Below are 23,759 nucleotides of genomic sequence, written 5' to 3'. Positions count from 1 at the left end.
TTTATAAATGACTCCTTCAGACTTCCTTTACCACATCCAGCTTTAACTGGTTCATGATCAGATACAGAGCGCCTAGAGCCGCATCGTCCGAAGCATTTTTCCAGGAAAATTCTGCGTTTCTCTCCTCAAGCAGCTCAACGACCCTGTTTCTCAGCATCTCATTATTTAGCAGGACACTTCCGCTAAAAGCCACCTGTGCCTGACATTCTAATCTGAGCCTGACCGTATTTACCAAAAGAGCCAACTGCTCTGCAGCATGGTTGATAATGGATACTGCACAGGCATCTCCTTCCTCAGCCGCCTTTGCCACTGTCACAGAAAGCCCCGCAATTTCCTCCTTGGTCCGCTTTCCATCATAAATATACTGGATCAATTCCCGGATATCCGAAAGCCCCAGCACATCCAGGATATGATTTTTCAGATCCGTTTCAGGTCCCCGGCCGTCTTCCCCTCTGCATATTGCATTCAAGGCATCACAAGCAATGCTGTAAGCGCCTCCCGCATCATCGATCAGCGAGCCGAAGCCTCCGGCTCTGACAAAATTCCCATCCTTGTTTCGGCCTACACAATTGCTCCCTGTCCCTGAAATCAAAAGGATACCTGGCTTTTGAAGCCCGAAATTTGCCACCAGGGCCGTATCCTGATCTCCCCAAAAGCCAAGCTGGCACATAAAGCCTGCCTTTCTGAATTCCGAGGTCAAAAAGGTTTTGTTATCTATGTTGCTGATCCCCGCCACACCAAGTCCTACCCCGGTACATAACTCCGGATTAAAACCCATAGCACGCAGCTCTTCAAAAATTACTTTTAGTGTTTCTGATACATGTCCTCTTGTGGAACCGTTGCAGTTCAGCGGGCCTCCCAGAATCCGGTGCAGAATTTTTCCCTCCAGAGAAGAAACAAGTACGGCAGTTTTTGTCCCGCCGCCATCAATCGCCAAAAGATAGGCTTCTCTTTTCTGGCTTTTTGAATTTTGAAGTGCAAGAGCAGCCCGCACCTTGCCGCCTGTAATATCCAGAACTTCTTTTGCCTCCTTTGTACTGCAGCCCGTTTTCAGTGTAATGATCGCCTGTTTCACAGAACCGCCGCACATTTCCAGAGCTGCCTTTACTGTTTCTCTGTCCTGATCCACCGCCGACATCACAATGTTTTCCGCTCTGGTTACCAATTTAAGATTCGTCTGCTGCACATCCACCATCAAATTCTCATAAACCTTTCCCAAACCCACCATGGTTCCGGTAGAGATCATATTGAGGATCATTTTTTGCGCTGTGCCTGATTTCAGACGGGTGGAACCAGTCAATACTTCCGGACCGCATACGGCTTCAATGGAAATATCGGCATATTGTCCGGCCATACTGTCATGGTTACAGGAAATTGATACGGTATGGCATCCGATGGAGGACGCATATTTCAGCCCTCCTATGACATAAGGTGTTCTCCCACTGGACGCAAGCCCGATCACAACATCCTTCTGATCCAGACAAAGGGCTTCCAGATCCTTTTGCCCCAGCTCAAAGCTGTCCTCCGCGCCTTCCACTGCCTTAATAAATGCGCCGGACCCTCCTGCAATCAGCCCAACTACGACCTCCGGAGAAACCCCAAAGGTAGGCGGGCATTCCACTGCATCTAAAAGGCCGATCCGGCCGCTTGTTCCTGCTCCAGTATAAATCAGACGCCCGCCTTTTGCAATAGCATCTGTGGTCCATCCAATTACTTTTGCGATCTCAGGCAGAACGGCCTGGACGCCTTGTACCACACAAAAATCCTCTTCGTTCATCAGCTTGACAATTTCGTAAGGGCTTTGCAAATCCAAATTCATACTTTTGGGATTTCTCTGCTCTGTTGTGAGCTTTTTCAAATCAACTACCTGCTTCATACACCCTCCTTTATCTCACCTGCGAGTCAGGATCTCAACATAAGTTACAAGCTACAAAATGCCCCGGTGCAGCTTCATGAAGCTGATATTCTGCCTTACATTTTTCCGTGGCATAAGGACATCTCGGCGCGAAACGGCATCCGGGCAGCGGATTTACAGGAGATGTTACCTCCCCGGTCAAAGTCTGCCGTTCCCGTTTTCTCCTGTTTAACTCTGTCGTGGGAATTGCGGAAAGCAAGGCTTTTGTATATGGATGAAACTGTCTTCGGAACAATTCTTCTTTGGACGCATATTCCACCACCTGCCCCATATACATTACCATAATATGATCACTGATATGCTTTACAACACATAGATCATGAGTAATAAACATGTAGGCAAGCTCCCGCTGTTCCTGCAGATCCATCAGAAGATTTAGTATCTGTGCCTGAATCGAAACATCCAGAGCAGACACCGGTTCATCGCATACAATAAATCTTGGCTCTACTACCATTGCCCGTGCCAGTCCCACTCTTTGACGGCGCCCGCCATCCAGCTCATGTGGGTAACTGTTTGCATAACGGCGCGGCAGGCCGCACAGCTCCATTATATGATGCACTTTTTCCTCCAGCTCCTTTTTATTTCCGTAGCTTCCATACATTTCACGGACTGGTTCGGCAATAATATTATGAATGGACATTCTGGGATCCAGGGAGCTGTAAGGGTCCTGGAAGATCATCTGCATATTTTTATGAACTTTTTTCATTTCCCTGCGCTTATATTTCAAAATATCCTGGCCTTCAAAAAGAACCTGGCCGGAGGTGGCCTGATGAAGCCGCAATATGGTCCTGCCAAGAGTGGATTTACCGCAGCCAGACTCGCCTACAACCCCAAGGGTCTTTCCCGGATAGATTTTCAGGTTTACATCTTCTACTGCGTGCAGCATACCTTTGGAGGTCTTAAAATATTTTTTCAGGTTCACTGTTTCAATAAGCGGAGCCGTCATACCTTCCCCTCCTTTCCCTTAAACAAATGACACATGATCTCATGGCCGTTCTCCTCAAACACCTCAGGCTTTTCCTTTCTGCAGATCCCCATGCAGTGTTGGCATCTTTCTGCAAAACAGCATCCTTCGGGCAGATTTGTCGGATCCACCATATGTCCGGGAATGGGGATCAGCCGCTCCAGAGTGCTTTCCAGATCGGGTATACAGTTAAACAAGCCTGCTGTGTACGGATGATTTTTCTTCCTTGAAAATACCTGTTCGATCGTTCCCTGCTCAATCACCTGCCCGCAGTAGACAACTGCCACTCTGTCGCAGAACTCGTTTACCACGCCCAGATCATGCGTGATCAAAATCACCGCTGTATTCAGCTTGTCTTTCAGTTCGCTCATCATATTCAATATCTGTGCCTGGATCGTCACATCGAGAGCCGTAGTAGGCTCATCCGCAAGCAGCAGCTCCGGCTCGGCGATCAGCGCCATAGCGATCACGATACGCTGCTTCATTCCTCCCGAAAACTGGTGTGGAAAATCGCCTTTTCGGGACGGCGGAATCCCAACCATGGACAGCATCTCATCAACCTTTCTGTTCTTTTCCTCCTTTGCCATCTGAGGAAAGTGGAGGTTCAATACCTCCAATATCTGGTTTCCCACAGAAACGATCGGATTCAGACTTGTCATGGGATCCTGAAAGATCATAGAAATACGTTTGCCCCTAAGCCCAAGCATATATGCTTCATTCTGCTCCAGCAGATCATCACCGCCATAATGGATCGTTCCCTCTGTTATCTCACCGATTTTTGCAGGCAGCAATCTCAGGACAGATAATGCAAGCGTGGTTTTTCCTGCCCCTGTTTCCCCTACAAGGCCGAGCTTTTCCGCAGGCTTTACCTTCAGATTCAGCCCATTTACCGCATAGACTACGGCATCATCCGTATTATACTGTACATGGAGATTTTTGATTTCCAACAGATTATCGTTTTCATTTTTTCTGCTCATTTGTTCCATCAAAACACCTCCTAATTCTTTGTCTTCGGGTCAAATGCATCCCTCAGTCCGTCACCGATAAAATTAACAGCCATTACCACAACACAGATACAGATTCCAGGCACAAGCCCAAGATACGGATAATATCTGATATTCAGCTTATTCTCCGAAATGATCGTACCCCATTCAGGTGTAGGGGACGCGACGCCCAGTCCAAGAAATCCCATGGATGAAATGCTGAGGATTGTCTGGCCAAGAGTCAGAGTGGCGGACACTACAATGGGTCCAATGCCGTTGGCAAGGATATGCTTTACAATGATTTTCAGCGAACTCATCCCGTAGCATTTGGCTGCCTCTATGTATTCCTGGTTCCTCAAAGTCAGAACAGATGATCGCACGACTCTGGCAAATCTCGGTATTTGGCTCACCGCCAGAGCGATGATCAGATTCCACACTCCGTTTCCAAGAGCCGTCACGATTGCCATTGCCAGAAGAACAGACGGAATCGCCATCAGCATATCCACGATACGCATCAGCACCGTATCCACCTTACCCCCGAAGTATCCGGCAGCACCGCCCACAATACATCCGCCGATAAAAGCGATCGCAATTGTAGCAATGCCGGCAAACAGGGAGATCCTGCCTCCGTAAATGATCCTGGCCAGCATATCACGCCCCAGCTCATCCGTACCGAAAATATGCGCCGCACTGGGTCCCTGAAGCTTATTCAGAACATCCTGACGGATAACCTTTTCATATGGCATATAGAGAGGAGCCATCAAGATCAAAAGAGACATAGTGACCAGAATACATACTCCTGCCATTGCAAGCTTGTTTTTTCGGAAACGGAATGCGATCAACTGCCATGAGCTGCACTCGGACAACGATTTTTTATTTTGTCTTTTTTTCTTTCCCATTGCAACCCCTCCTATGCAGCCAGGTCGATCCGCGGATCAACTTTTGCACAGATCAGATCCACGATCAGATTGATCACACCTACAATTATCGCAATAAAGATCACTGTTCCCATAACAATTGGAATGTCCCGGGATTTTACCGCATTGATCAAAAGAGCGCCCACTCCCGGCAAGGCAAACACGGTCTCTGTCACGACAGCTCCTCCTATACAGCCGGCAAAGCAGATCCCAATCTGCGTGATCACAGGGATCAGGCTGTTTCGCACAGCATGGCGCAAGATTACAATACGTTCCGAAGCCCCTTTCGAGCGTGCAGTCCGTATATAATCCTGCTTCAGCACATCCAGCATACTGGTACGGCTCATTCGTATCATAGATGCCAGGGTACTTGCACCCAGGATCACAGAAGGAAGGATCAGATGCTTCCACGTTCCCACCCCAGCCGATGGCAGCCATTTCAGGGTAAGGCAAAATAAGATCTGGCACATAAGGCCCAGCCAGAAAGCCGGAAGTGAGAATAAAAGCATGGCAACAACCATACTGCCATAATCAAATATACTGTACTGCTTCACAGCCGAATAGATCCCAATGGGAATGCCAAGAGCAATAGGCCATAAAGTTGACAGCACGGCAAGGATCAGCGTGATAGGCAGTTTTTGCCCAAACTCTGTAAGAACATCATTACCGTTTACCCAGGAGGTTCCAAAATCCATATGCAATACTCCCAGCATATAATTGGCATATTGAACGATGATCGGTTTATCCAGTCCCATAAGCGCTTCCTGGGCAGCAAGCTGTTCCTGTGACGCGTCGGCTCCCAAAATCTGAAGCGCCGGATTGCCTGGAGACAGGGACATGACAAAATACAATATAAACGTAACGCCGATGATCACAGGTATCAGCATCAGCAGGCGTTTCAGCGAATACTTTAACAGATTCATGTTTTCCCCTTTCTTTTCCTTACGAATCCAAAAAGAGAAGGCAGCATTCATTTGTATGCCGCCTTCTCCCTCAGACCACTGTTTTACCAGTGCCAATAGTAGAAATTATATGTTCCCAGACAATGTGCTTCAACACCTTGCAATTCCGAATTAAAGGCAACTGTAATAATTCCATTGTAAAGCGGTACCAGATAAGCTTCTTCTGTGATCATGTTGCACGCTTCCGTATAATATGGAATACGATCTTCGCCCTGTACCTCGCGCCCTTTCTCAAACAGAGGATAAATCTCTTCTGCTGTGGGGTATTTACAGTTCATGGTATATGCAAAGCCCTCTGTTGTGTTAAAGTATGAGGAGGCTCCGTCAGCGTCAACCATGGAGCTTAACTGCTCTCTGATGATAGCATCAAAATTTCCGCCTACTTCCAACTCTGAGTATGTAGTGTTATCAACTGCAGTGATCTGCGCATCAATACCGATATCCATCAACTGGGACTGGATGATCTTTGCCGCGGTCTCAAAGGTGGTTCCGCTCTTACAGAGGATCTCAAACGGGCCGCCGTCGTAAGAGGATTCTTCCAGATACGCAATTGCCGCATCCTTATCATACTCTACCTTAACGATTCCTTCAGTAGGATAACCGCCATACATTGGACACATATCAATATCAAGGATGGTTGCATATCCGCTGTTTGTGCCAATATTGACCTCTTCTTTGTTGATCGCGCTCTGAATTGCTTTACGGAAATTCTTGTCTTCTCCGTTTCTTCCGCCCCATGCTGCCAGATACAGGGTAATTCTTCCTGTTGAATCTGTGCTGTCCCAGGATATGTTGTCAACGCTGTCAAATCTTGTACAGGTTTCAATGGCTGGATTTCGGATCGCATCATAGTCTCCGTTTTCCAGACCGATCACCTGTGTGGACACGTCTGATACGATCTGAATGGTGACTTCTTTGATCGCAGGCTCACCTCTCCAATAATTGTCATTTGCTTCCATCACAACCTTTTCGCCCTTGCTTGCGGAAACAAACTTATATGGCCCGGTACCAACCGGAGCTTCCATATATCCTTCATCTCCCACCTCATCAAAGTAGGCTTTACTGCAGATACCGCCAAGACGGGAAGCCACTCCATAGAGGAAAGCAGCATAAGGTGCGGTAAGGTACATATCAATAGTATAGTCGTCCACGATCTCACAACTGTCATAATTTACAAACAGTGCACTTCCCAAAGGACCTGCTGCGCCTTTGTCGAAAGTAAATTTCACATCCTCTGCTGTAAAGTCATCGCCATTATGGAATTTTACGCCTTCACGTAGGTGGAAGGTATAGCACATTCCGTCCTCCGAAAGATCCCAGCTCTCCGCAAGGCCCGGCGAAATACTTCCGTCCGGCTCCAGGAAAGTCAGACAGTCATAGACATTGCTGAGTACCAGGTTGTCATCTCCTGCGCAGCCCTGGTCAGACAACGCATAAAAACGATACGGCTCTCCTGACGTCGCCAGGATAACAGAAGTTTTTTGATCGCCGCCTTCTTCCGCCGATACCGTTATGGCTCCGGAGCAGGCCAGGGCCCCTGCCAGCAGCAATGCCAACACTTTTTTTACTCGTTTACTCTTCATACCTTTACCTCCTTAATGATTTTAATGAAGGATATATACTTATATCCTGATCAACCGTTAAACATACTACAAATGCAGTTCCGTATGATACTGGTACCGTTCCCCATTATACTTTGAAACAACATATTCTATAGGGCGGTCATTTTCATCGAAGGTCTGGCGGTGTGTCAGCAGTGCAAATGTTAGCTCAGGATTTCCCAAAAGCTGGGCTTCCCATTTGTTTAGCTTTCCGATCCCAATACTCTGCTTTGCCCATTTAGGACAAATATGCAGTTGCTCCCGCATATACTCATACAACGAAGCGTTGGATAGATCGTAAATAGAATCGTCACACATTGCCGCAATCAGATAGGTGTTTTCAATGGCAATCGGCGCTTTATCTGCCAGCCTGAGCCTTCTAAGTAAAATCACATCCTCTCCCACCTGAATATTCAGCTTTTCAGCAATCTCTCCGTTAGCAGCAACCTTTTCACATAATAGAACCTGGGATTCTGCAGACATTCCTCTTTCCTTCATATCCTCAGAAAAGCTGGTCAAACGCTGTAACGGCTGCCGGATGATATTTTTCATTCTGACAAAGGTTCCCTTTCCCTGGATCCGGTATAACACATCCTCTTCCACAAGCTCATCAACCGCTTTTCGTATGGTCATTCTGCTTCCATGAAACATCTCACAAAGCTCATTCTCTGTTGGCAGACATTTGTCAATCTCTTCCTGCTCTCTCTCATCAATCCATTGCATGATCGCTTGTTTGATTTTCTGATATTTCAAAACCCTTTTTCCCGTATCAGACATAACATTAACCTCCAATTTTTTTGAGCGGCAGGTATGGAAAACTTTATATCATTCCGTTCTGTAATTATGTCTAAAGTTTCTTTATGCCTTAATTATACATTATGTATATTATTTTGTCAACATTATTTTATCAAAAATATATGTTTGGGCTACTTTATTCTACCTATTTTCAATTTAAATCTTCGCTTTTAGCCATAAATTGTATATGTTTTGTCTATTTTAGTCATCCGATAAGATCCTTCTATACGCGAACACCGCTCAATCATCCGAATCAGGTGATTAAGCGGTGTTTTTAGGTGATCATTTTAAACAATATGCCCGAAATAATAAAATCCCTTACACGTATCCAGCTTCACCTGAACATACTGTCCGATCAGATCAGGTGTTCCCTCAAAATGTACGAGCAGGTTGTGTTCGGTTCGTCCGGTAAGCATTCCTTTTTCCTTGCTCTCCTCTTCCACAAGGATTTCCTTAACGTCCCCAGTAAAGCGTGATGACGCTTTTCGTCCGTTTTCCTGCACGAGCGTAAGGAGACGGTTGAAACGCTCCTTCACCACATCCTCCGGAATCTGATCAGGCATACTGGCGGCAGGTGTTCCGGTGCGTTTCGAGTAAATAAAGGTAAAGGCAGTGTCATACTCCGATTTTCTTACAACATCCAGGGTTTCCTGAAAATCCTCCTCTGTTTCGCCTGGGAAACCGACAATGATGTCTGTAGTAAGGGAAATGTCCGGAATGGCTGTCCGAATTTTTTCCACAAGACCCAGGTACTTCTCCTTGTCATATCTCCGATTCATTTTCTGCAGGATCCTGCTGCTGCCGGACTGCAAGGGAAGGTGCAGATGATGGCAGACCTTTTTGCTTTTTGCCATAGCTTCGATCAGCTCATCCGATAAATCCTTTGGATGGGAAGTCATAAAACGGATTCGTTTCAGCCCCTCAATTTTCTCAACCTCGGTAAGAAGCTGTGCAAAAGATACCGGCTCAGCCAGCGTTTTTCCATAAGAGTTTACATTCTGCCCAAGCAGCATCACTTCCGTTACGCCGTCCTCCACCAAAGCTTTGATCTCATTGATGATCGCCTGAGGCTCCCGGCTTTTTTCCCGTCCGCGGACATACGGCACGATGCAGTAGCTGCAGAAATTATTGCAGCCAAACATTACGTTTACGCCTGTCTTAAACGGGTATTTCCGTGAAGTAGGCATTCCCTCGATAATCTCATCCGACTCCTTCCAGATATCAATAATCTGGCTGTCGGAGGTTAAAGTCCTGTAATACAGTTCAGGGAATTTGTGAATGTTGTGGGTACCGAATACAAGATTCACAAACGGGTATTTTTTCTGTATCGTTTCCACAACATGCGGCTCCTGCATCATACAGCCAAAAAGGATGATCTTCATATGCGGATTTTTCTTCTTAATGCTTTTAAGATGTCCGAGATGTCCGTATATTTTCAGATTAGCGTTTTCCCTCACAGTACATGTGTTATAAATAACAGCGTCCGCTTCCTCACTGCTGATCTTTTCATAACCGATCTGTTCCATAATGGCAGCTATGGATTCCGTCTGCAGGGAATTCATCTGACATCCTTCGTTTTCGATTCGGAAGGTAGGCTTCCTGCCCTGGTACAAATCCGGAAGCATCTCTGTGATTTTATTCATATAGCTTAACTGCACCTGTGTTTCAGTTGACTGGCTCAAGTATTATCAATCCTTTCCATATTCTATAAATAATGTATATTGTACAGAATTTGTGCTGAACTGTCAAAGTGTTTATGATTCTTTTGCTTTATGCCTTATAAGCCAGAAAAAGGTACAGTTCCTGCCATACCTTTTCCGATTCCTGACTATATAGAATTTTTTAAATTACAGTTCCAATCCCATCCCAATCAGCTCTGCCTTCACCTCTTCATACATCTGTTCCCACTGTGGAAGCGGTGTGATCGTCTCCATATCATATGCCTCATCAAATGGTACGCCCGGATTTCCGCCTTCCTTACGAAAGACATACTCATATTTATCCAAAAGCTTCAGGACAATCTCATTTGCCTGGCTTCTGGTCATATGCTGTCTTGCAACAGCCTTTCCGACCTCAGCCATAAGACGGATCTCCAGCCCGGTTCCGTTAGGCGCATTGCCGTTTGCAGCTCCGATGCCTTCCAGATGTCCGCCGCATACCGTTACCACGATAGCATTAGCCGCCACCTCATAGAGAAGCTCCTTTGTCATGGCGCCGCTTGCCGGCCACAGATCGCATACAATGATTGCAGGAGCCTGTGTCGCAAAAGTCTGGCAAAGCACAGCCTGCAGCCACAGACAGCCTCTTGCAGTGGTTGCAACATCCGAAATATGGATCGGATGGCACAGATGATAGTCTGCATTGCAGATCAGATTCGCAGCCAGAATGGATGCGATCATAACCATCGTTGCCCCCGGTGCATCTCCTCCCATGCCGCCTACCATGGTACATGCAAGGGAAGCATTTCTCATGCCATAATCAAAAGAATTGGCTGCACGGAGCAGATTTCCATTGTCGATCATCAGCTCATTAAAGGTAGCCACAAGATGGGAATCGCAGGGACGCAGCGCGCGGTCATAAGAAGCAGCGAAATCGCCTATCTCCGTTACAGCGCTCTCTGCAGCCAGAAGCCCCATTCCTTCACGTCCCACGGACTTCAATGCCTTGTGAAGATACTGAAGCTCTCTTCTCACTGCAAAAACCTCTGTCACATCTCCGTTTCTAACCGGATAGCCATCAACATCAACCAGAGAACCGCAGGTGAGAAGGTCGATCAGCGGTTCCTTCGCTACGCTCTCAATAATGGGATAATACAATCTCTCAGGTGTGGGGCAGCCCGGATTACCGGCCCAGATGATCGGCGCTCTCTCATCTTCGATTTTTCTGGCTACAAGAGTAACTGCGTCTTTTCCCTCACCCATTACAAGGGAGGGTTTCATATTCCTGATTCCCTCTTCAATCTCCTCTTCTGTAAAAGAGATCACTCTCTGGGTGGTCAGATTGTACATACCGATTTCCAGGATCAGCTTTTTGGAAGCTTCAAACATATCCTGAAACAGCTTTTCATCCTGCGGGATGATCACCTGTTTATCCCAGGAAAAGCCATACTCATCATTCAGATCCATGACCGTTTCAATGACATAGTCCATATCCCAGTCATCCTTTAAGACCTTTTCCCCAGTCTGGCCTCTCTGGTACAGCTCGATAAACTTTTTGTAATCCATACTTATTTTCCGCCTTTTACGTTTTCAACAAAGAAGTCCTGAGCAAGAATGTCCTCATCACTCATAGTCTCGCCATCTGCTACCAGAACATTTCCGTCTGCATCCTTTAATTCACCGCCGTAAATTACGATTTCGCCGCTTGCGATCTTTTCCTTAACCTCTTCAACCTGTGCCTGGATGTCCTCCGGAACTAAATCTGCATTGAAATCTGCAAGCTTCGCACACTCGCCGCCTTCATAGTAGTCTGCAGAAATGTCGATGGTGCCGTCAGCAACTTTCTGGAAGATATCTTCGAAGATCGGTGCCCAGTTCCAGGTAAAGGAAGTCATAACTGCTCCCGGAGCAGAAGCTTCCATGTCAATGTTATAACCTACACAGAATGCGCCGTTTTCTTCACAGGTCTGAGGAACTGCCGGAGAGGAAGCCTCCATACCCATGTATTTGATACCGCTGTCGATCAGAGTCTTTGCATTGTTGCTTTCAATGTCAAGGTCATACCAGCTATCTGCCCAGACAACCTGTACTGTTGCATTGGGGTTTGCATATTTTGCGCCCAGTGCAAAAGAGTTGATTGCAGTGCGGACAGAAGCATCGTCCATGCTGGCTTCGAAACCAAGCTCATCGGAGCCTTCATTCATCAGCGCACAGAGATAACCTGCCTGGAACATACCTTCATAGCTTCTGATCTGGTATTCGATAATGTTCTCGTAAACATCATTGTTATACTGCACGAAAACCACTTCAGGGAACTCTTCCTGAAGCTCAGCAAGTGTTGCCGCATAACCTGTGGAGCAGCCGATAATGATATCAGCACCGCTGTCAACAAGCTCTTCTACTGCGGATTCAATTAAAGCTGGATCCTCCTCAGAAATCTCTTCCATTGTCAGAAGGTTTGAGGATGTATCAATTCCCAGATCCTCACAGGCTTTTAATACGCCTTCGTGTGAAGCCTGCGCCCAGCCGCCGTCCTCAACAACAGAGTAATGCAGTTCACCGATTACCAGCTCACTGACATCTTTTGCTTCTGCATTGACATTAACACCGCCAACACAAAGGGTCGTCATAGCTGCTGCGGCCAATACAAGGCCGATGTTTCTCTTCTTCATGGTCTTTCGTCTCCTTTTTATAATAATTTATCACCCGCCTGCTGCGGGCTGCAGCCGGTTCTCAGACCGGATATGCACGTAAGCTGTGAGCAGTAACAAAGCTGCACCTTCTATCTGCTTTCTCTATCATATGGTTTGCCAAGAGCCGCCGGCTGTGCAGTGTGAGTCTTCCGAAAGCTGCCGGTTGCAAGAATAAATGCCACGATCGTTGCAATATATGGAAGGGCACTGTAAATCTCCGTGGGAACTCCCGGAAGATATATCTGCAGGTTACTGCCCAGGCAACTGATAAATCCAAACAGTAAAGCGCCCATTGTCAGTTTCAGCGGATTCCAGGAGGAAAAGGCAACAAGCGCAAAGGCGATCCAACCTTTTCCGGCAGTCATGCCGCTGCTCCAGAAATTGGTATTTGCAAGTGAAACGCAGGCACCGCTGACAGCGATCATAGCGCAGCCCAGCATGACATAGGCATAACGCATGGCAAACACGTTCATTCCTGCCGAATCAAGCGCAGCAGGATTTTCTCCCAAGGCTCTAAGGTAAAGTCCCTGCTTTGTTTTATAAATATAAAACACTGAAAGGGGCACAATAAAGTACATTGCATACACCAAAAGATTCTGTCTGAAAAAAATCGGTCCAATGACAGGAATATTTCCCAACAGCGGAAGGGTAATATTTTCAAATTTCAGGTTGGCTGCCACACCTGCCACATCTTTTCCAAGGAATCCGGAAAGACCTGTCCCAAATGTCAGCATCGCCATACCGCACACTGTCTGGTCGGCCTGAAGAGTTACGGTCAAAAACGCAAAGATCAGTCCAAACAGCGCACCAGTCAACAGCACCACAAGAAAGGAAAAAGGAAGATTATGGGTTTTTACCGCTGCAATATAACCGGAAACAGCACCCATAAGCATAATGCCCTCCACACCGAGATTCATAATTCCGGCACGTTCGGAAAAGGTTTCCCCGATACCGGCATACATAACGGAAACTGCATATACAATAGCTCCCGACAAAAGAGATATCACTAAATTCATTTTGACTTACCTCCTTTTTTAGCCGGAACGATCTTATACCGCAGGAAAAAGTCTCCTGCGATCACAATGATCATGATCGCACCCTGCATCATCGTGGCAATCTGCGCCGGAACGCCCATTACCTGCACCGTTGCACTGCTGTTCTGCAGCCCGGCAAACAGGAACGAAACAAGGATCACAGCCAGGGGATTAAAACGGCTCAGATAAGCAATAACAATGGCCGTATAACCTGCATTATTGGGCATGTTTTCCTGGATTCTTCCGGTAATTCCTGCGTACTGCACGAACCCGGCAAGACCTGCAAGTCCGCCGCTCAGTCCCAGTACAAGAAGAATGTTTTTCTCGATGTTCATACCCGCATATCTGGCTGCAGTCAGGCTTTTGCCGATCACGTTGATCTGATATCCGCTGGTGGTGTATTTGTAAAAGAAATACATAAGCAGCGCCACGATAAGTACAAACGGAAATGCCATGCTCACTTTAAGCCCCGCAATCTCCGGAATCTGAAGTCCCTCCGCTATCTTCTCCGTCTGCCCTACATTCTGACCCTTTGCCTTCCAGGGTCCCAGGCAGAGATAGCTTAATAAGATCAGCGCCACATAGTTCAGCATCAGGGTGGTGATACTCTCGTCAACACCCCAGAACGCCTTTGGAGCTGCACAGAGAAGCGCCCAAACTGCGCCTCCTATAAAACAGCAGACTGCCAGGATCAGAATTCCCGGTACCCCTTCGATTTTAGGACCATACAGTGAAAAAACGCCGCCGAAAATCGCTCCTACCGCATATTGCCCCTCCGCTCCGATATTATTCAGATTCATACGGAAGGTAATAGATACTCCAAGTCCGCAAAGCATAAGAGGAAGCCCGGATTCAATGGCTTTACGCACACCTCTTGCGGACAAAAATGCTTTGCTGAACATTTTCCCATATACTTCCAGTGGGTTGAAGCCCACTCCGGCAATAATAAACGCACAGAACACCAGCGCCAGCAAAACGAACAAAACAGAGTTCAAAAGGACGGAAATACCGGAGCTGCCTGCTTTTCTCTCTAATCGAAATTTTTTCATAATGTTTCTCCTGACATTAATCTTCCAATGGTATCATAGTCCGCATCCTCACGGTCAAGGACAGCCATCATGTTTCCGTCACACATTACGCCGATCCTGTCCGCCATCTGGAAAATCTCATCCAGCTCCTCTGAAACAAGCAGGATTGCGGTACCTTTTTTGCTTTCCTCCAGAAGTATTCTGTGGATTGCCTCCGTTGCGCCGATATCAAGCCCGCGCACCGGATAAGATGCAACAAGGAGAGAAGGATTTCCGTTTACCTCTCTTGCGATCAGAAGCTTCTGCTGGTTTCCGCCTGACATCAGTCCCACTGTGGAATGGATTCCAGCTGTCTTAATGTCATATTTCTTTATGTAATCTTCCGTAGTCTCATTCATGGACTTTTTCCGGAGAATTCCCTTACGGCTGAATTTTTTCCAGCCGTAATGCTTCAGAACAACATTTTCCGTAAGATCCAGTCCCGGTACAAGGCCCATGGAAAGGCGATCCTCAGGAATAAACGACACGCCTTTATCAATATGCTTCCGGATGCTTAAGTGTGTCAGTTCCTCGCCCTTTACCGTGACTTTTCCCTGTTCCACCTTTCGAAGCCCTGCAATGGCCTCCGTAAGCTCTTTCTGCCCATTTCCCGCTACACCGGCGATTCCCAAGATCTCTCCTGCACCGATGGTAAAGGATACGCCGTTTACGGCAGTCAGCCCTTTATCATTCTTTACAGAAAGCTGTTCCACCTTAAGCACGGTTCCCCGTGAGTCCCGGCTTCGTTCTTTTATCTGTGGTACAAATTCCCTATCTCCCACAACGGCCTTTGTAAGACGGTCAACCGTAGCATCCTTTGCTTCCATGGTGTCCTCCACCCGGCCGCCTTTTAACACGGTGATCCTGTCTGCATTCTGCATAACCTCATTCATTTTGTGGGAAATGATGATCACACATTTGCCGCTGTCCGCCATCCTGCGGAGCACCTTAAACATTTCTCCTGCCTCCTGTGATGTCAGCACTGCCGAAGGCTCATCCAGAATCAGAATGTCAGCGCCGCGGTAAAGAAGCTTAATGATCTCCACTCTCTGCTGCTCGCCCACCGAAAGCTGCCAAACCTTCGCAGATGCGTCCACATCCAGATGGAAATCCCGGGAACAGGCTGCAATAGCCTCCTCCATCTCCTTCTGGCGAAGGATCGCCTTACAGTTCGGCATATATAGAAAAACATTTTCCGCAACGGATAAGGTAGGAATCAGCCGGAAATGCTGATGCACCATACCGATGCCCATATCTACTGCTTGTTTTGGGGATTTGATAGATACTTTTTTTCCGTGATAATAAATTTCTCCGGAGTTGGGCTTATAGATTCCGGTGAGTACATTCATCAGGGTGCTTTTCCCTGCACCGTTCTCACCAAGCAAAGCGTGAATCTCTCCGGGATAAAGAGAAAGGTTTACGTCTTCATTGGCTGTCACATCACCAAAACGCTTGGTAATGTTCCGCATTTCGATAACCGGTTCCTTCATGTTTTCCTCCGCTGCACATCCGCCTGTGCCGTATTTATAGCTTGACAAAAAGGGGCCAAACCAATTGTTTGACCTCTTTGTCATGCAAGACACTCTAAAGGTGCCCTTTTATTCTTTATTTATAAATTTTAAGTCATAATTAATATTTTGTCAATACCGCTTCTTGCAATAATGTGACAAGATTCCCCCTCCGACAATAATGATCAGTGCGATGACCAGCACACGTTTTGCTGCCTCCTGAGGCATCTGGGATTTAGGCCCAATGGTGTCCGAATAAAAAACCAGCACATAATTCACTTCATGGGGCGCCCCCATTGCCGTAGTATCCGCAATGACATACATATCACTGTCCATCAAGGCAATCGGAATCTCAAAAACTGAATTTCCCTCTTCGTTGACAGGCAGATATTTCTCTCCGCCTACGATCATATAATCATAATTCTCGCTGCTCCATTCCAACCGTGCGTACGCCTTTCCCGCCCGGACTGTAAGGAGTGCAGGAGAGCTGACATATGCTTTGCCGCTTCCTCCAAACAGATCCACCTGGATCGAATACTCTCCGTCCTCCATATCCACAGATACAGGATCAAAGGGCTTTTGAGCTTCTGCTTTTGCTTCATTTTCGTCTTCATTTTCCTCGTAGGCTGTAAGCGCTGCCTCAATCTTATCATAATCCGGCAGAGAAAGCTTCAACGCCTCAGCGGGAAGAGAGGATGCGTCAAAAACCAGTGGAATGTCTGCCCAGTCATTAGCACTGTCAAGGAACGCCGCATAAGATAATTCTTTGTCAAGAGCCTGGACCGGAAGCGTACAGATCTGGCTTTGGTTCTCTCCTGTCTCCGGCTCCAGGTATTCGGACATATCCGCATCCCAAGCTTCCTCTGCACTGCCGCAGAATACCCTGACGAAATCTGTTCCTGAAAATGTAACCTCTGCTTCCATTTCTCCGTCTCTCACAGTCAGCTCCGCCTGGATCTCCTGAGCAGCTTCATCCCCGTAAAGAACCCGTACAGGATAAACCCCATCTTCAATGTCCATACCATATATGGGCAGCATTCCGTATTTTGTCAGCTCCTCTGCAAAGCAATTTGCAGGCAGCCAGAAAATACAGACAGCCGCCAGCCCTGCTACGGTACCGCGAAAAAATCGTTTTTTCATGTTCTCACCTTTTTAATTCGTTTTTCATCGGTACATTTTAGCATATTCCGGCTCCTATGTAAATCATTACTACTGTCAAGAATTGAAATTAAGGAAACTTTGTAATATAATAGGGACACTTAGTGAATTTACGAGGAGACATTTTCAAATATGATTGAAATAAAAAACCTTACAAAAAAGTTTGATGATTTTACTGCTGTGGACTCTCTGGACCTGACCATCCAGACTGGCGAGTTTTTCGGTCTGCTGGGGCCAAATGGCGCTGGTAAAACAACCACCATCAGCCTTTTGTCCACGCTTCTCCTGCCTACAGCGGGTGAGATCCTGATCGATGGGGAAGTTCTTTGCAGAAAGCGCTCTGATCTGAAGCGCAAATTAAGTGTGATCACTCAGGAATATTCTATGCGCCAGGATATGAATATGGACGAGATCATGGAATATCAGGGACGGCTTTATTATATGTCCCGAAAGGAGATCCGGCAAAAATCAGAGGAGCTTCTGGAATTCTGCGGACTTATCGATTACCGGAAAAGAAGTGTCCGCAAGCTGTCCGGAGGAATGAAACGAAAGCTGATGGTCTGCCGTGCCCTTCTCACTGACCCGGAGATCCTACTTCTGGATGAGCCTACAGCCGGTATGGACGCTATTTCCCGCCGCCAGATGTGGAACCTTCTGCATCAGCTTAATGAACGCGGTCTTACCATACTGCTCACCACACATTATATAGAGGAAGCACAGTCACTCTGTCACAGGGTTGCCCTGATGAACCGCGGCAAATTAAAGGATATAGATTCTCCGGCAAATCTCATTGATAAGCTGGGTGCATATGCTGTTGATATTTTTCATTCGGAAGGAGTCAGGAGCCATTACTTCCATGACCGCAGCGAAGCAATTGCCTTTCTCAGCGGTATCCAGGAAAAATCGGCCCTCCGTGACACGACTCTTGAGGATGTGTTTATTGAGTTTGCCGGAAACCATCTTGCCTGAAAAATACTGAAAAATGACTGATTGGAGATTTGACATGGGAATAATAACAATTATATGGGAAAAATGGGTGGAATTCCGAAGAGATTTTTATAAGATCACCCTTGCTGCAATGGTTGCACCCTTAATGTATCTGATCGTGTTCGGCTTTGGCATCCAGACCACATCACACGGAGAACCGTACCTGAACTTTCTGATTCCCGGTGTAGTGGCTCTTACCACCATGAACGGAAGCTTTAATGCCATTGCACAGAGCCTGAATGTTCAGCGCCTTTACGAAAAAGCCTTTGACCAGGTAATGATCTCGCCAACCCCCTTATGGCAGTTTATTGTGGGACAGATCGTTGCCGGAAGTCTCCGCGGACTGTATGCAGGCTGTGTGATACTGCTGCTCACCATGCCTCTGGGAACAGGACTGATCTTCAACGGCTTGTCCTTTCTCATCATGTTTTTAAACGGAGCCGTTTTTTCCGCCATCGGAGTTGTGGTATCCTTTTTGGCAAAAAACCATGCGGATGTGCCCAGATTTTCGAACTATTTCATCATGCCCATGGCGTATATGTGCAATACCTTTTTTTCCACGGATAAAATGCCCGGTATTTTAAAAACCATTGTATCCCTCCTGCCCCTCTCGCCCTCCAGCGGCATGATCCGCGCGATTTCTGCCGGAGAGCCTGTGGACTACAGAGGATTTATCATTCTCCTCGCATACCTGGCGGTCTGCACCTTTATCGCCATGCGCTTTATATACAAAAAGAAAAACCTGTAAACCTGCTGCAAATCCAAACAGCCAACTGCTGTATACCTCGAGGGGACTCGGGAAAGGAAAAGTATGAAAACGAAATTTACAAAGCTTGAAAAGGCATGGATCCTATACGATGTGGGTAATTCCGCATTCGTACTTCTGGTGGCAACCATTATTCCTATTTATTTTAATTACCTCTCGGAAAGCGCAGGACTCTCCTCCGCAGATTATCTGGCTTACTGGGGATATGCCGCATCCATTGTGACCCTTATCGTTGCCTTTATCGGTCCTGTATTTGGAACTCTTGCCGATACCAGAAACTTTAAAAAGCCCATATTTATGGTCTCTCTGGCAGTAGGTTCTCTGGGATGTCTGCTCTTAGGCGCAGCCTCCTCCTGGATCGTATTTCTTGTAATCTTTATCATTGCCAAGATTGGCTATTCTTCCAGTCTTGTATTTTACGACTCCATGATAAACGACATCACCACTCCCGACAGACTGGATAAGGTTTCCTCCCAGGGATACGCATGGGGATATATTGGAAGCTGTATTCCTTTCGTATTCTGTCTCGGAATCGTTTTGGGTGCTGACGGTCTTGGAATTTCCATGAAAACAGCTATGATGATATCCTTTATCATCGTTGCCGCATGGTGGGTAGGGGTTACGCTTCCTCTTATCAAAAGCTACAAACAGGTTCATTATGTGGATTTAGAAAGCGGATTTATGAAAAAGAGCTTCGGACGTCTTGGTCACACCCTGAAGGGGATGAAAAACGACAAAAAAGTTCTTTTGTTTCTCATTGCTTACTTCTTTTATATTGACGGTGTTTATACCATTATCGATATGGCAACTGCATACGGAACAGCTCTTGGCCTGGACACTACTGGCCTTCTGCTCGCCCTCCTTGCTACCCAGATCGTAGCCTTTCCGTTCTCCATTATATTTGGGGTTCTCTCTTCCAAATACCCCACAGAACGGCTGATCATGGTATGTATCCTGGCATATTTCGGCATTGCAGTGTTTGCTCTTTTCATGAGTACCCAGCTTCATTTCTGGATCCTGGCAGTGTTTGTAGGAATGTTCCAGGGCGGTATCCAGGCTTTGTCCCGTTCTCATTTTGCGAAACTCATTCCGGCAGAAAAATCCGGTGAATATTTCGGCATTATGGACATTTGCGGCAAAGGCGCTTCCTTCCTTGGTACCACATTAGTAGGCATGGTATCACAGATCACAGGCAACGCAAACAAAGGCGTAGGAATTCTCATTCCTGTATTTTTACTGGGTCTTTGCCTGTTTTATCTGTCCGTCAAGGGAGCCAGGAAATAACACTTCTATTGATTACTCTATCAGCGAAAAAATATATTCCAGGGGCAGCAGATGCAGCTCCTCATATGCGCTTTTCAGTTCAGGCTCCAGATCTTCCTGCTCACCGAAAAGCTCCGGCGATTCAATCCGAAAGGCAGGCTGCCGGATCGTCTGCAGGTAAAACTGCTCGGGCGTTCCCATGGCACCCTGCCTTTTGTGTTTCTCCACTTCCTTTGGCTGAGATTTTTCAATCTGATAATCGGCTCGTTTCTGCAAATGCCTTGCCAAACGGTAGGTTTTGTGATTGTGGGAATATCCCTGGCTGCTTCGGTAATATACGATTTTTTTGCCGCTTTGGCTAAAGGAAAGAAGCCCGCAGCTTTTGTACTCCTGAAAAATGCGGATCAGCGCCTTTGTCTCATTCTCACTGGCAGGTTCCTGCCCGATCCGCTGCCGTGTATAAAATACAGTCGGAAAATTCCGCCGGATATCCATACCCCTTGCGTTATAGGAAAATTCTTTGCTTGGAATGCTCTGCATTCTGAGCATCTGGCGGTAGATGGGATTTCTGACTGCACCAAAGCCCTTTTTGCAGATTTCATAGCCATCCGGGTTCAAAAGGGGAATCATGCAAAGCCGCACACGGTCAAGCAGCCTTTTTACATCATAAAAATCATCCAGCTCCCAGCCGCACTCGTAGGCTCTGCAGTATTCCACTGCCATCTCAGCCATAAATCCCGGAGTAAACACTTCCGTACCATCTACACCAGAAAGACAGAAAACGGTCTCCGATCCGAGCCCTATCTCCAGCATAGGGATCATACGCTCATCATGGCTGTTCCCGATCACCCGGAACTGGCAGAAGCTGCTGTACCTCTGTGCCGTTTCCCACAAGGTATAGTAGATTTTTTCGTAGGTAAATATATCTGTTTTTGTCACTTCTAATTCCCCCTGTTTTCCGATTATGTTACCTATCTGCTCTCATAAGCTTATTGTCTCACAGGGTAATTATATGAAAAGAGACAGGCCCAAAGACCTGTCTCTTTCTAAAAACTCTATTTATGCTTTTTTACGTCTTCTCACAAGTACGTAGCCTCCTGTCAGAAGGGACAGGCTTGCCAGCATCATCATGGTTGCGATCGGAGAATTATCCGCTGTATCCGCATTGGAGGATGTACTGGTTGCACCTGTATCTGTGCCGTCATCCGTCCTGTTTTCAGGATCGCTGTAATCGCCATCACCGTCATCATTTCCGTAACCGCCGCCTCCGGTTCCGCCGCCATAGCCGCCCGAACTTGTAATGGTCGGCGTAATGGTTCCTGACGGTGTGGTAGTAAAGGTGATGGCCTTTGACTGGAACTTATATGTATAAGATTCCACTACATCCGTAGGCTGCCACTGTGTTCCGTCATACACATACTTCTGGAAGAAGATGTACATGTTAAAAGTTGCTGCACGCGAAATACCGGACTTATGTCCAATGGTACCGATGGACTGTCTCTGTGAGCTGGTTGGCTTGGAATAGCTGCTCCAGTACAGAGGACGCCACTGCACATCACCCTTAACAGGGTCTGTATTGGAAGTACCTGCTCCGATAACAGAGAAGGAATAGGTCTTGCCTGGATAGAAGGCCAGCGGCTCCTCGAGACCTTTTACAGTGCTTTCAGATACCTTTGGAGTGTATGGTGCACGTGTTGTTACGCTCGGGGTTACACTTGGCTCTTTTGCAGGTCTTTGTGAATCGCGAAGCTGGAAAATCTTATGTGCCTCAGCAGCGACGCCTTTCGTATCCTTTGCAAATACATAAATATTAATGCTGCTGTCTTCCGCAAGTCCTGATACTGTCACAGAAACTTCCTGTCTGGCATACATCGGATTCACTGCAAGCGATTCATCATATACAGGTGCAGCCGCACCTCTCTTGCCCCAGGTAACATAATAGTATCCGTCCTTATCACCCAAAAATTTTACAACTGCCGCAGTGCGGTCTGTTTCCACCCATGTTGCGCTCTTTCCTGTAAGAACCATTTTAGCTTCAATTGGTGTAGGAGTCGGTGTATCAGTCGGTGTTCCAGTAGGCGTATCAGTAGGTGTTCCGGAAGGTAAAGGCGCTTCTGTAACAGTTGATACCAGTGTTCCATCGGCTCCGATACTCAGACCGTCCGGAATGCTGATGCTTATCTTTGCTTTCACTTCTTCAATTGTCATGGAACTGTTATTTGCATCAGGCGCTGTACCTAAAATGGTTCTGCCTGCAGCAGCATCATGAACTGCAACGCTTATATCAGCAGATTCTCCTAAGATTCCTACCACTACAATCTTCGCATTTTCTCCATTTAATACCACATTCACCGGAGCCGTTTCGCTGTTTCCATCATTAGAATTTCCGGTGATTCTGATATTTCCGGCCAATCTCACTTCGCCTGTGCTGTATACGGCACCACCGCCATTTTCATCCTCTGCCTCAAGACTTGACTGGTTATTGGTAATGGTTCCGCCGGAAAGTCCAAGGCTTCCGCCTTCATTTCGAATTGCAGAACCAGCACATGCGGTCATACTGCCTGTAAGTGTGATTCCATCCGACATGCCGAAATAGCTTCCGGCACCTACGGAAACAATAGATCCTGTGCTGCTTGTCCCATCACCGGCTGACGCTGCTCCGTCAACAGTCAGATCATATACATCTCCGCTCTCAGCCACACCTTTTCCAAACTGGAAAGCTCCGCCGTCTGTTACGGAAAACATATCGCCGGCAAAGCCAGCGGCACGCTCAATCCTTGTGCCTGCCTCCCCTGCAGCAATAGAAATCGACTTCTTCGCACCGATTGCCATGGTCTTATCCAATGTAACAATACCTGTTACCAGAATCTGGGTAACCTCAGAAGTTATGGGATCCTCAACCTCCGGCGCAGCAGCGATCGCTGCCTCCAGAGAAGCATAATCCTCTCCGATCTGCACACCGTCCTTACCCACGATCTTTATCGTATAAGCGCTGGCAACAGGATCATCCGCCTTGTCTTCATCCTGCTTTTCTGTCTCCTCAGCATCTCCAAAGCTGTCTGACAGATCTGCCGTATCCGCAGCAGGCTGCTCTGTTGGGATCGGCTGTACCGGATCAGTAGTTGGTACTGTGTCCACTGGCTGCTCTGCTGCAGGATCCTCAACAGGCGCTTCTGTAGGTGTCTCTGCAGGGGCTTCCTGCTGTGGCTCCTCAACCGGAGCCTCGGCTGGAACTTCTGCAGGGGTTACTTCGGCTGGCGCAGCTTCCTCAGCCTGAGGAGCCTCTCCTTCCTGGTTCACATCCTGCACAACTGCAGCTCCGTCTGCTGTGGCCTCTGCATATGCGGCAGCGGGCATCCCTATAGATAAGGTTCCCGCCATTAATAACGCTAAAAGTTGCTTTTTTTTCATTTATAGTCCTCCTCGCAATGAGTCCCGTCATAAAGTATTAACATTGTTCATAAGTATAGCACAACTGTATTAAAAAA

19 protein-coding genes are annotated in these 23,759 nt (G+C 47.1%); 3 read left to right on the top strand and 16 right to left on the bottom strand.

What is annotated here, in order from left to right:
* Positions 1 to 16: 16 nt before the first annotated feature.
* The 14 genes from murQ to ACESZH_RS10870 all read right to left on the bottom strand — a co-directional run bounded on the left by murQ (position 17) and on the right by ACESZH_RS10870 (position 17,237).
* Positions 17 to 1,876 (bottom strand): N-acetylmuramic acid 6-phosphate etherase, encoded by a 1,860-nt coding sequence (murQ, locus tag ACESZH_RS10935; protein WP_373214971.1) that lies wholly within the window; start codon positions 1,874 to 1,876, stop codon positions 17 to 19.
* A 34-nt stretch (positions 1,877 to 1,910) separates the two neighbouring features.
* Positions 1,911 to 2,861 carry an ABC transporter ATP-binding protein gene (locus ACESZH_RS10930; RefSeq protein WP_373214968.1) on the bottom strand — a complete coding sequence of 317 codons (951 nt, stop codon included), beginning with the start codon at positions 2,859 to 2,861 and terminating at the stop codon, positions 1,911 to 1,913.
* On the bottom strand, positions 2,858 to 3,865 hold the full coding sequence (locus tag ACESZH_RS10925) for an ABC transporter ATP-binding protein (RefSeq protein ID WP_373214966.1): 1,008 nt from the start codon (positions 3,863 to 3,865) through the stop codon (positions 2,858 to 2,860). Before ACESZH_RS10925 ends, ACESZH_RS10930 begins: the two co-directional genes overlap by 4 nt.
* Positions 3,866 to 3,876: 11 nt before the next feature.
* Positions 3,877 to 4,761, bottom strand: coding sequence for an ABC transporter permease (locus ACESZH_RS10920; RefSeq protein ID WP_373214964.1), 885 nt, complete (start codon positions 4,759 to 4,761; stop codon positions 3,877 to 3,879).
* A gap of 11 nt (positions 4,762 to 4,772) precedes the next feature.
* Positions 4,773 to 5,702 carry an ABC transporter permease gene (locus ACESZH_RS10915; RefSeq protein ID WP_373214962.1) on the bottom strand — a complete coding sequence of 310 codons (930 nt, stop codon included), beginning with the start codon at positions 5,700 to 5,702 and terminating at the stop codon, positions 4,773 to 4,775.
* 83 nt (positions 5,703 to 5,785) lie between these two features.
* On the bottom strand, positions 5,786 to 7,324 hold the full coding sequence (locus ACESZH_RS10910) for an ABC transporter substrate-binding protein (RefSeq protein ID WP_373214961.1): 1,539 nt from the start codon (positions 7,322 to 7,324) through the stop codon (positions 5,786 to 5,788).
* Positions 7,325 to 7,390: 66 nt separating this feature from the next.
* The gene (locus ACESZH_RS10905; RefSeq protein ID WP_373214960.1) at positions 7,391 to 8,119 is read right to left on the bottom strand and encodes a GntR family transcriptional regulator; all 729 of its coding nucleotides are present in this window, start codon (positions 8,117 to 8,119) and stop codon (positions 7,391 to 7,393) included.
* A gap of 305 nt (positions 8,120 to 8,424) precedes the next feature.
* Positions 8,425 to 9,780: a tRNA (N6-isopentenyl adenosine(37)-C2)-methylthiotransferase MiaB gene (gene miaB, locus ACESZH_RS10900; RefSeq protein WP_373214958.1), complete on the bottom strand. Its 1,356-nt coding sequence runs from the start codon at positions 9,778 to 9,780 to the stop codon at positions 8,425 to 8,427.
* 204 nt (positions 9,781 to 9,984) lie between these two features.
* On the bottom strand, positions 9,985 to 11,361 hold the full coding sequence (locus ACESZH_RS10895) for a monomethylamine:corrinoid methyltransferase (protein ID WP_373214956.1): 1,377 nt from the start codon (positions 11,359 to 11,361) through the stop codon (positions 9,985 to 9,987).
* Between the two features lie 2 nt (positions 11,362 to 11,363).
* Positions 11,364 to 12,467 (bottom strand): BMP family ABC transporter substrate-binding protein, encoded by a 1,104-nt coding sequence (locus ACESZH_RS10890; RefSeq protein WP_373214955.1) that lies wholly within the window; start codon positions 12,465 to 12,467, stop codon positions 11,364 to 11,366.
* 110 nt (positions 12,468 to 12,577) lie between these two features.
* Positions 12,578 to 13,504: an ABC transporter permease gene (locus ACESZH_RS10885; protein ID WP_373214954.1), complete on the bottom strand. Its 927-nt coding sequence runs from the start codon at positions 13,502 to 13,504 to the stop codon at positions 12,578 to 12,580.
* Entirely contained in the window at positions 13,501 to 14,571 is a 1,071-nt protein-coding gene (locus ACESZH_RS10880; RefSeq protein ID WP_373214952.1) for an ABC transporter permease, read from the bottom strand. The genes ACESZH_RS10885 and ACESZH_RS10880 overlap by 4 nt, the downstream gene beginning before the upstream one ends.
* Entirely contained in the window at positions 14,568 to 16,079 is a 1,512-nt protein-coding gene (locus tag ACESZH_RS10875; RefSeq protein ID WP_373214950.1) for an ABC transporter ATP-binding protein, read from the bottom strand. The genes ACESZH_RS10880 and ACESZH_RS10875 overlap by 4 nt, the downstream gene beginning before the upstream one ends.
* 150 nt (positions 16,080 to 16,229) lie before the next feature.
* Positions 16,230 to 17,237, bottom strand: a complete 1,008-nt coding sequence (locus ACESZH_RS10870; protein ID WP_373214948.1) for a hypothetical protein — start codon at positions 17,235 to 17,237, stop codon at positions 16,230 to 16,232.
* Positions 17,238 to 17,387: 150 nt separating this feature from the next.
* Here ACESZH_RS10870 and ACESZH_RS10865 point away from each other — a divergent pair, with 150 nt between their 5' ends.
* The 3 genes from ACESZH_RS10865 (at position 17,388) to ACESZH_RS10855 (ending at position 20,292) form a co-directional block, all read left to right on the top strand.
* Entirely contained in the window at positions 17,388 to 18,224 is an 837-nt protein-coding gene (locus ACESZH_RS10865; protein ID WP_373214947.1) for an ABC transporter ATP-binding protein, read from the top strand.
* A 34-nt stretch (positions 18,225 to 18,258) separates the two neighbouring features.
* A complete protein-coding gene (locus tag ACESZH_RS10860) occupies positions 18,259 to 18,990 on the top strand; it encodes an ABC transporter permease (protein ID WP_373214946.1) in 732 nt (243 codons plus the stop codon).
* Between the two features lie 63 nt (positions 18,991 to 19,053).
* A complete protein-coding gene (locus tag ACESZH_RS10855; RefSeq protein ID WP_373214945.1) occupies positions 19,054 to 20,292 on the top strand; it encodes an MFS transporter in 1,239 nt (412 codons plus the stop codon).
* A 12-nt stretch (positions 20,293 to 20,304) separates the two neighbouring features.
* On the opposite strand, the gene ACESZH_RS10850 is transcribed toward ACESZH_RS10855, so the two are convergent.
* Both ACESZH_RS10850 and ACESZH_RS10845 read right to left on the bottom strand, forming a co-directional pair.
* Positions 20,305 to 21,210 carry a M14 family zinc carboxypeptidase gene (locus tag ACESZH_RS10850; RefSeq protein WP_373214944.1) on the bottom strand — a complete coding sequence of 302 codons (906 nt, stop codon included), beginning with the start codon at positions 21,208 to 21,210 and terminating at the stop codon, positions 20,305 to 20,307.
* A 120-nt stretch (positions 21,211 to 21,330) separates the two neighbouring features.
* On the bottom strand, positions 21,331 to 23,682 hold the full coding sequence (locus ACESZH_RS10845) for a hypothetical protein (RefSeq protein WP_373214942.1): 2,352 nt from the start codon (positions 23,680 to 23,682) through the stop codon (positions 21,331 to 21,333).
* Positions 23,683 to 23,759 lie beyond the last annotated feature (77 nt).

The sequence above is a fragment of the Ruminococcus sp. 5_1_39BFAA genome, assembly GCF_964240875.1.
Taxonomy (GTDB): domain Bacteria; phylum Bacillota; class Clostridia; order Lachnospirales; family Lachnospiraceae; genus Blautia_A.
The sequence above is the reverse complement of the archived record's forward strand: the minus strand, read 5'-3'. Positions and strand labels throughout refer to the sequence as shown.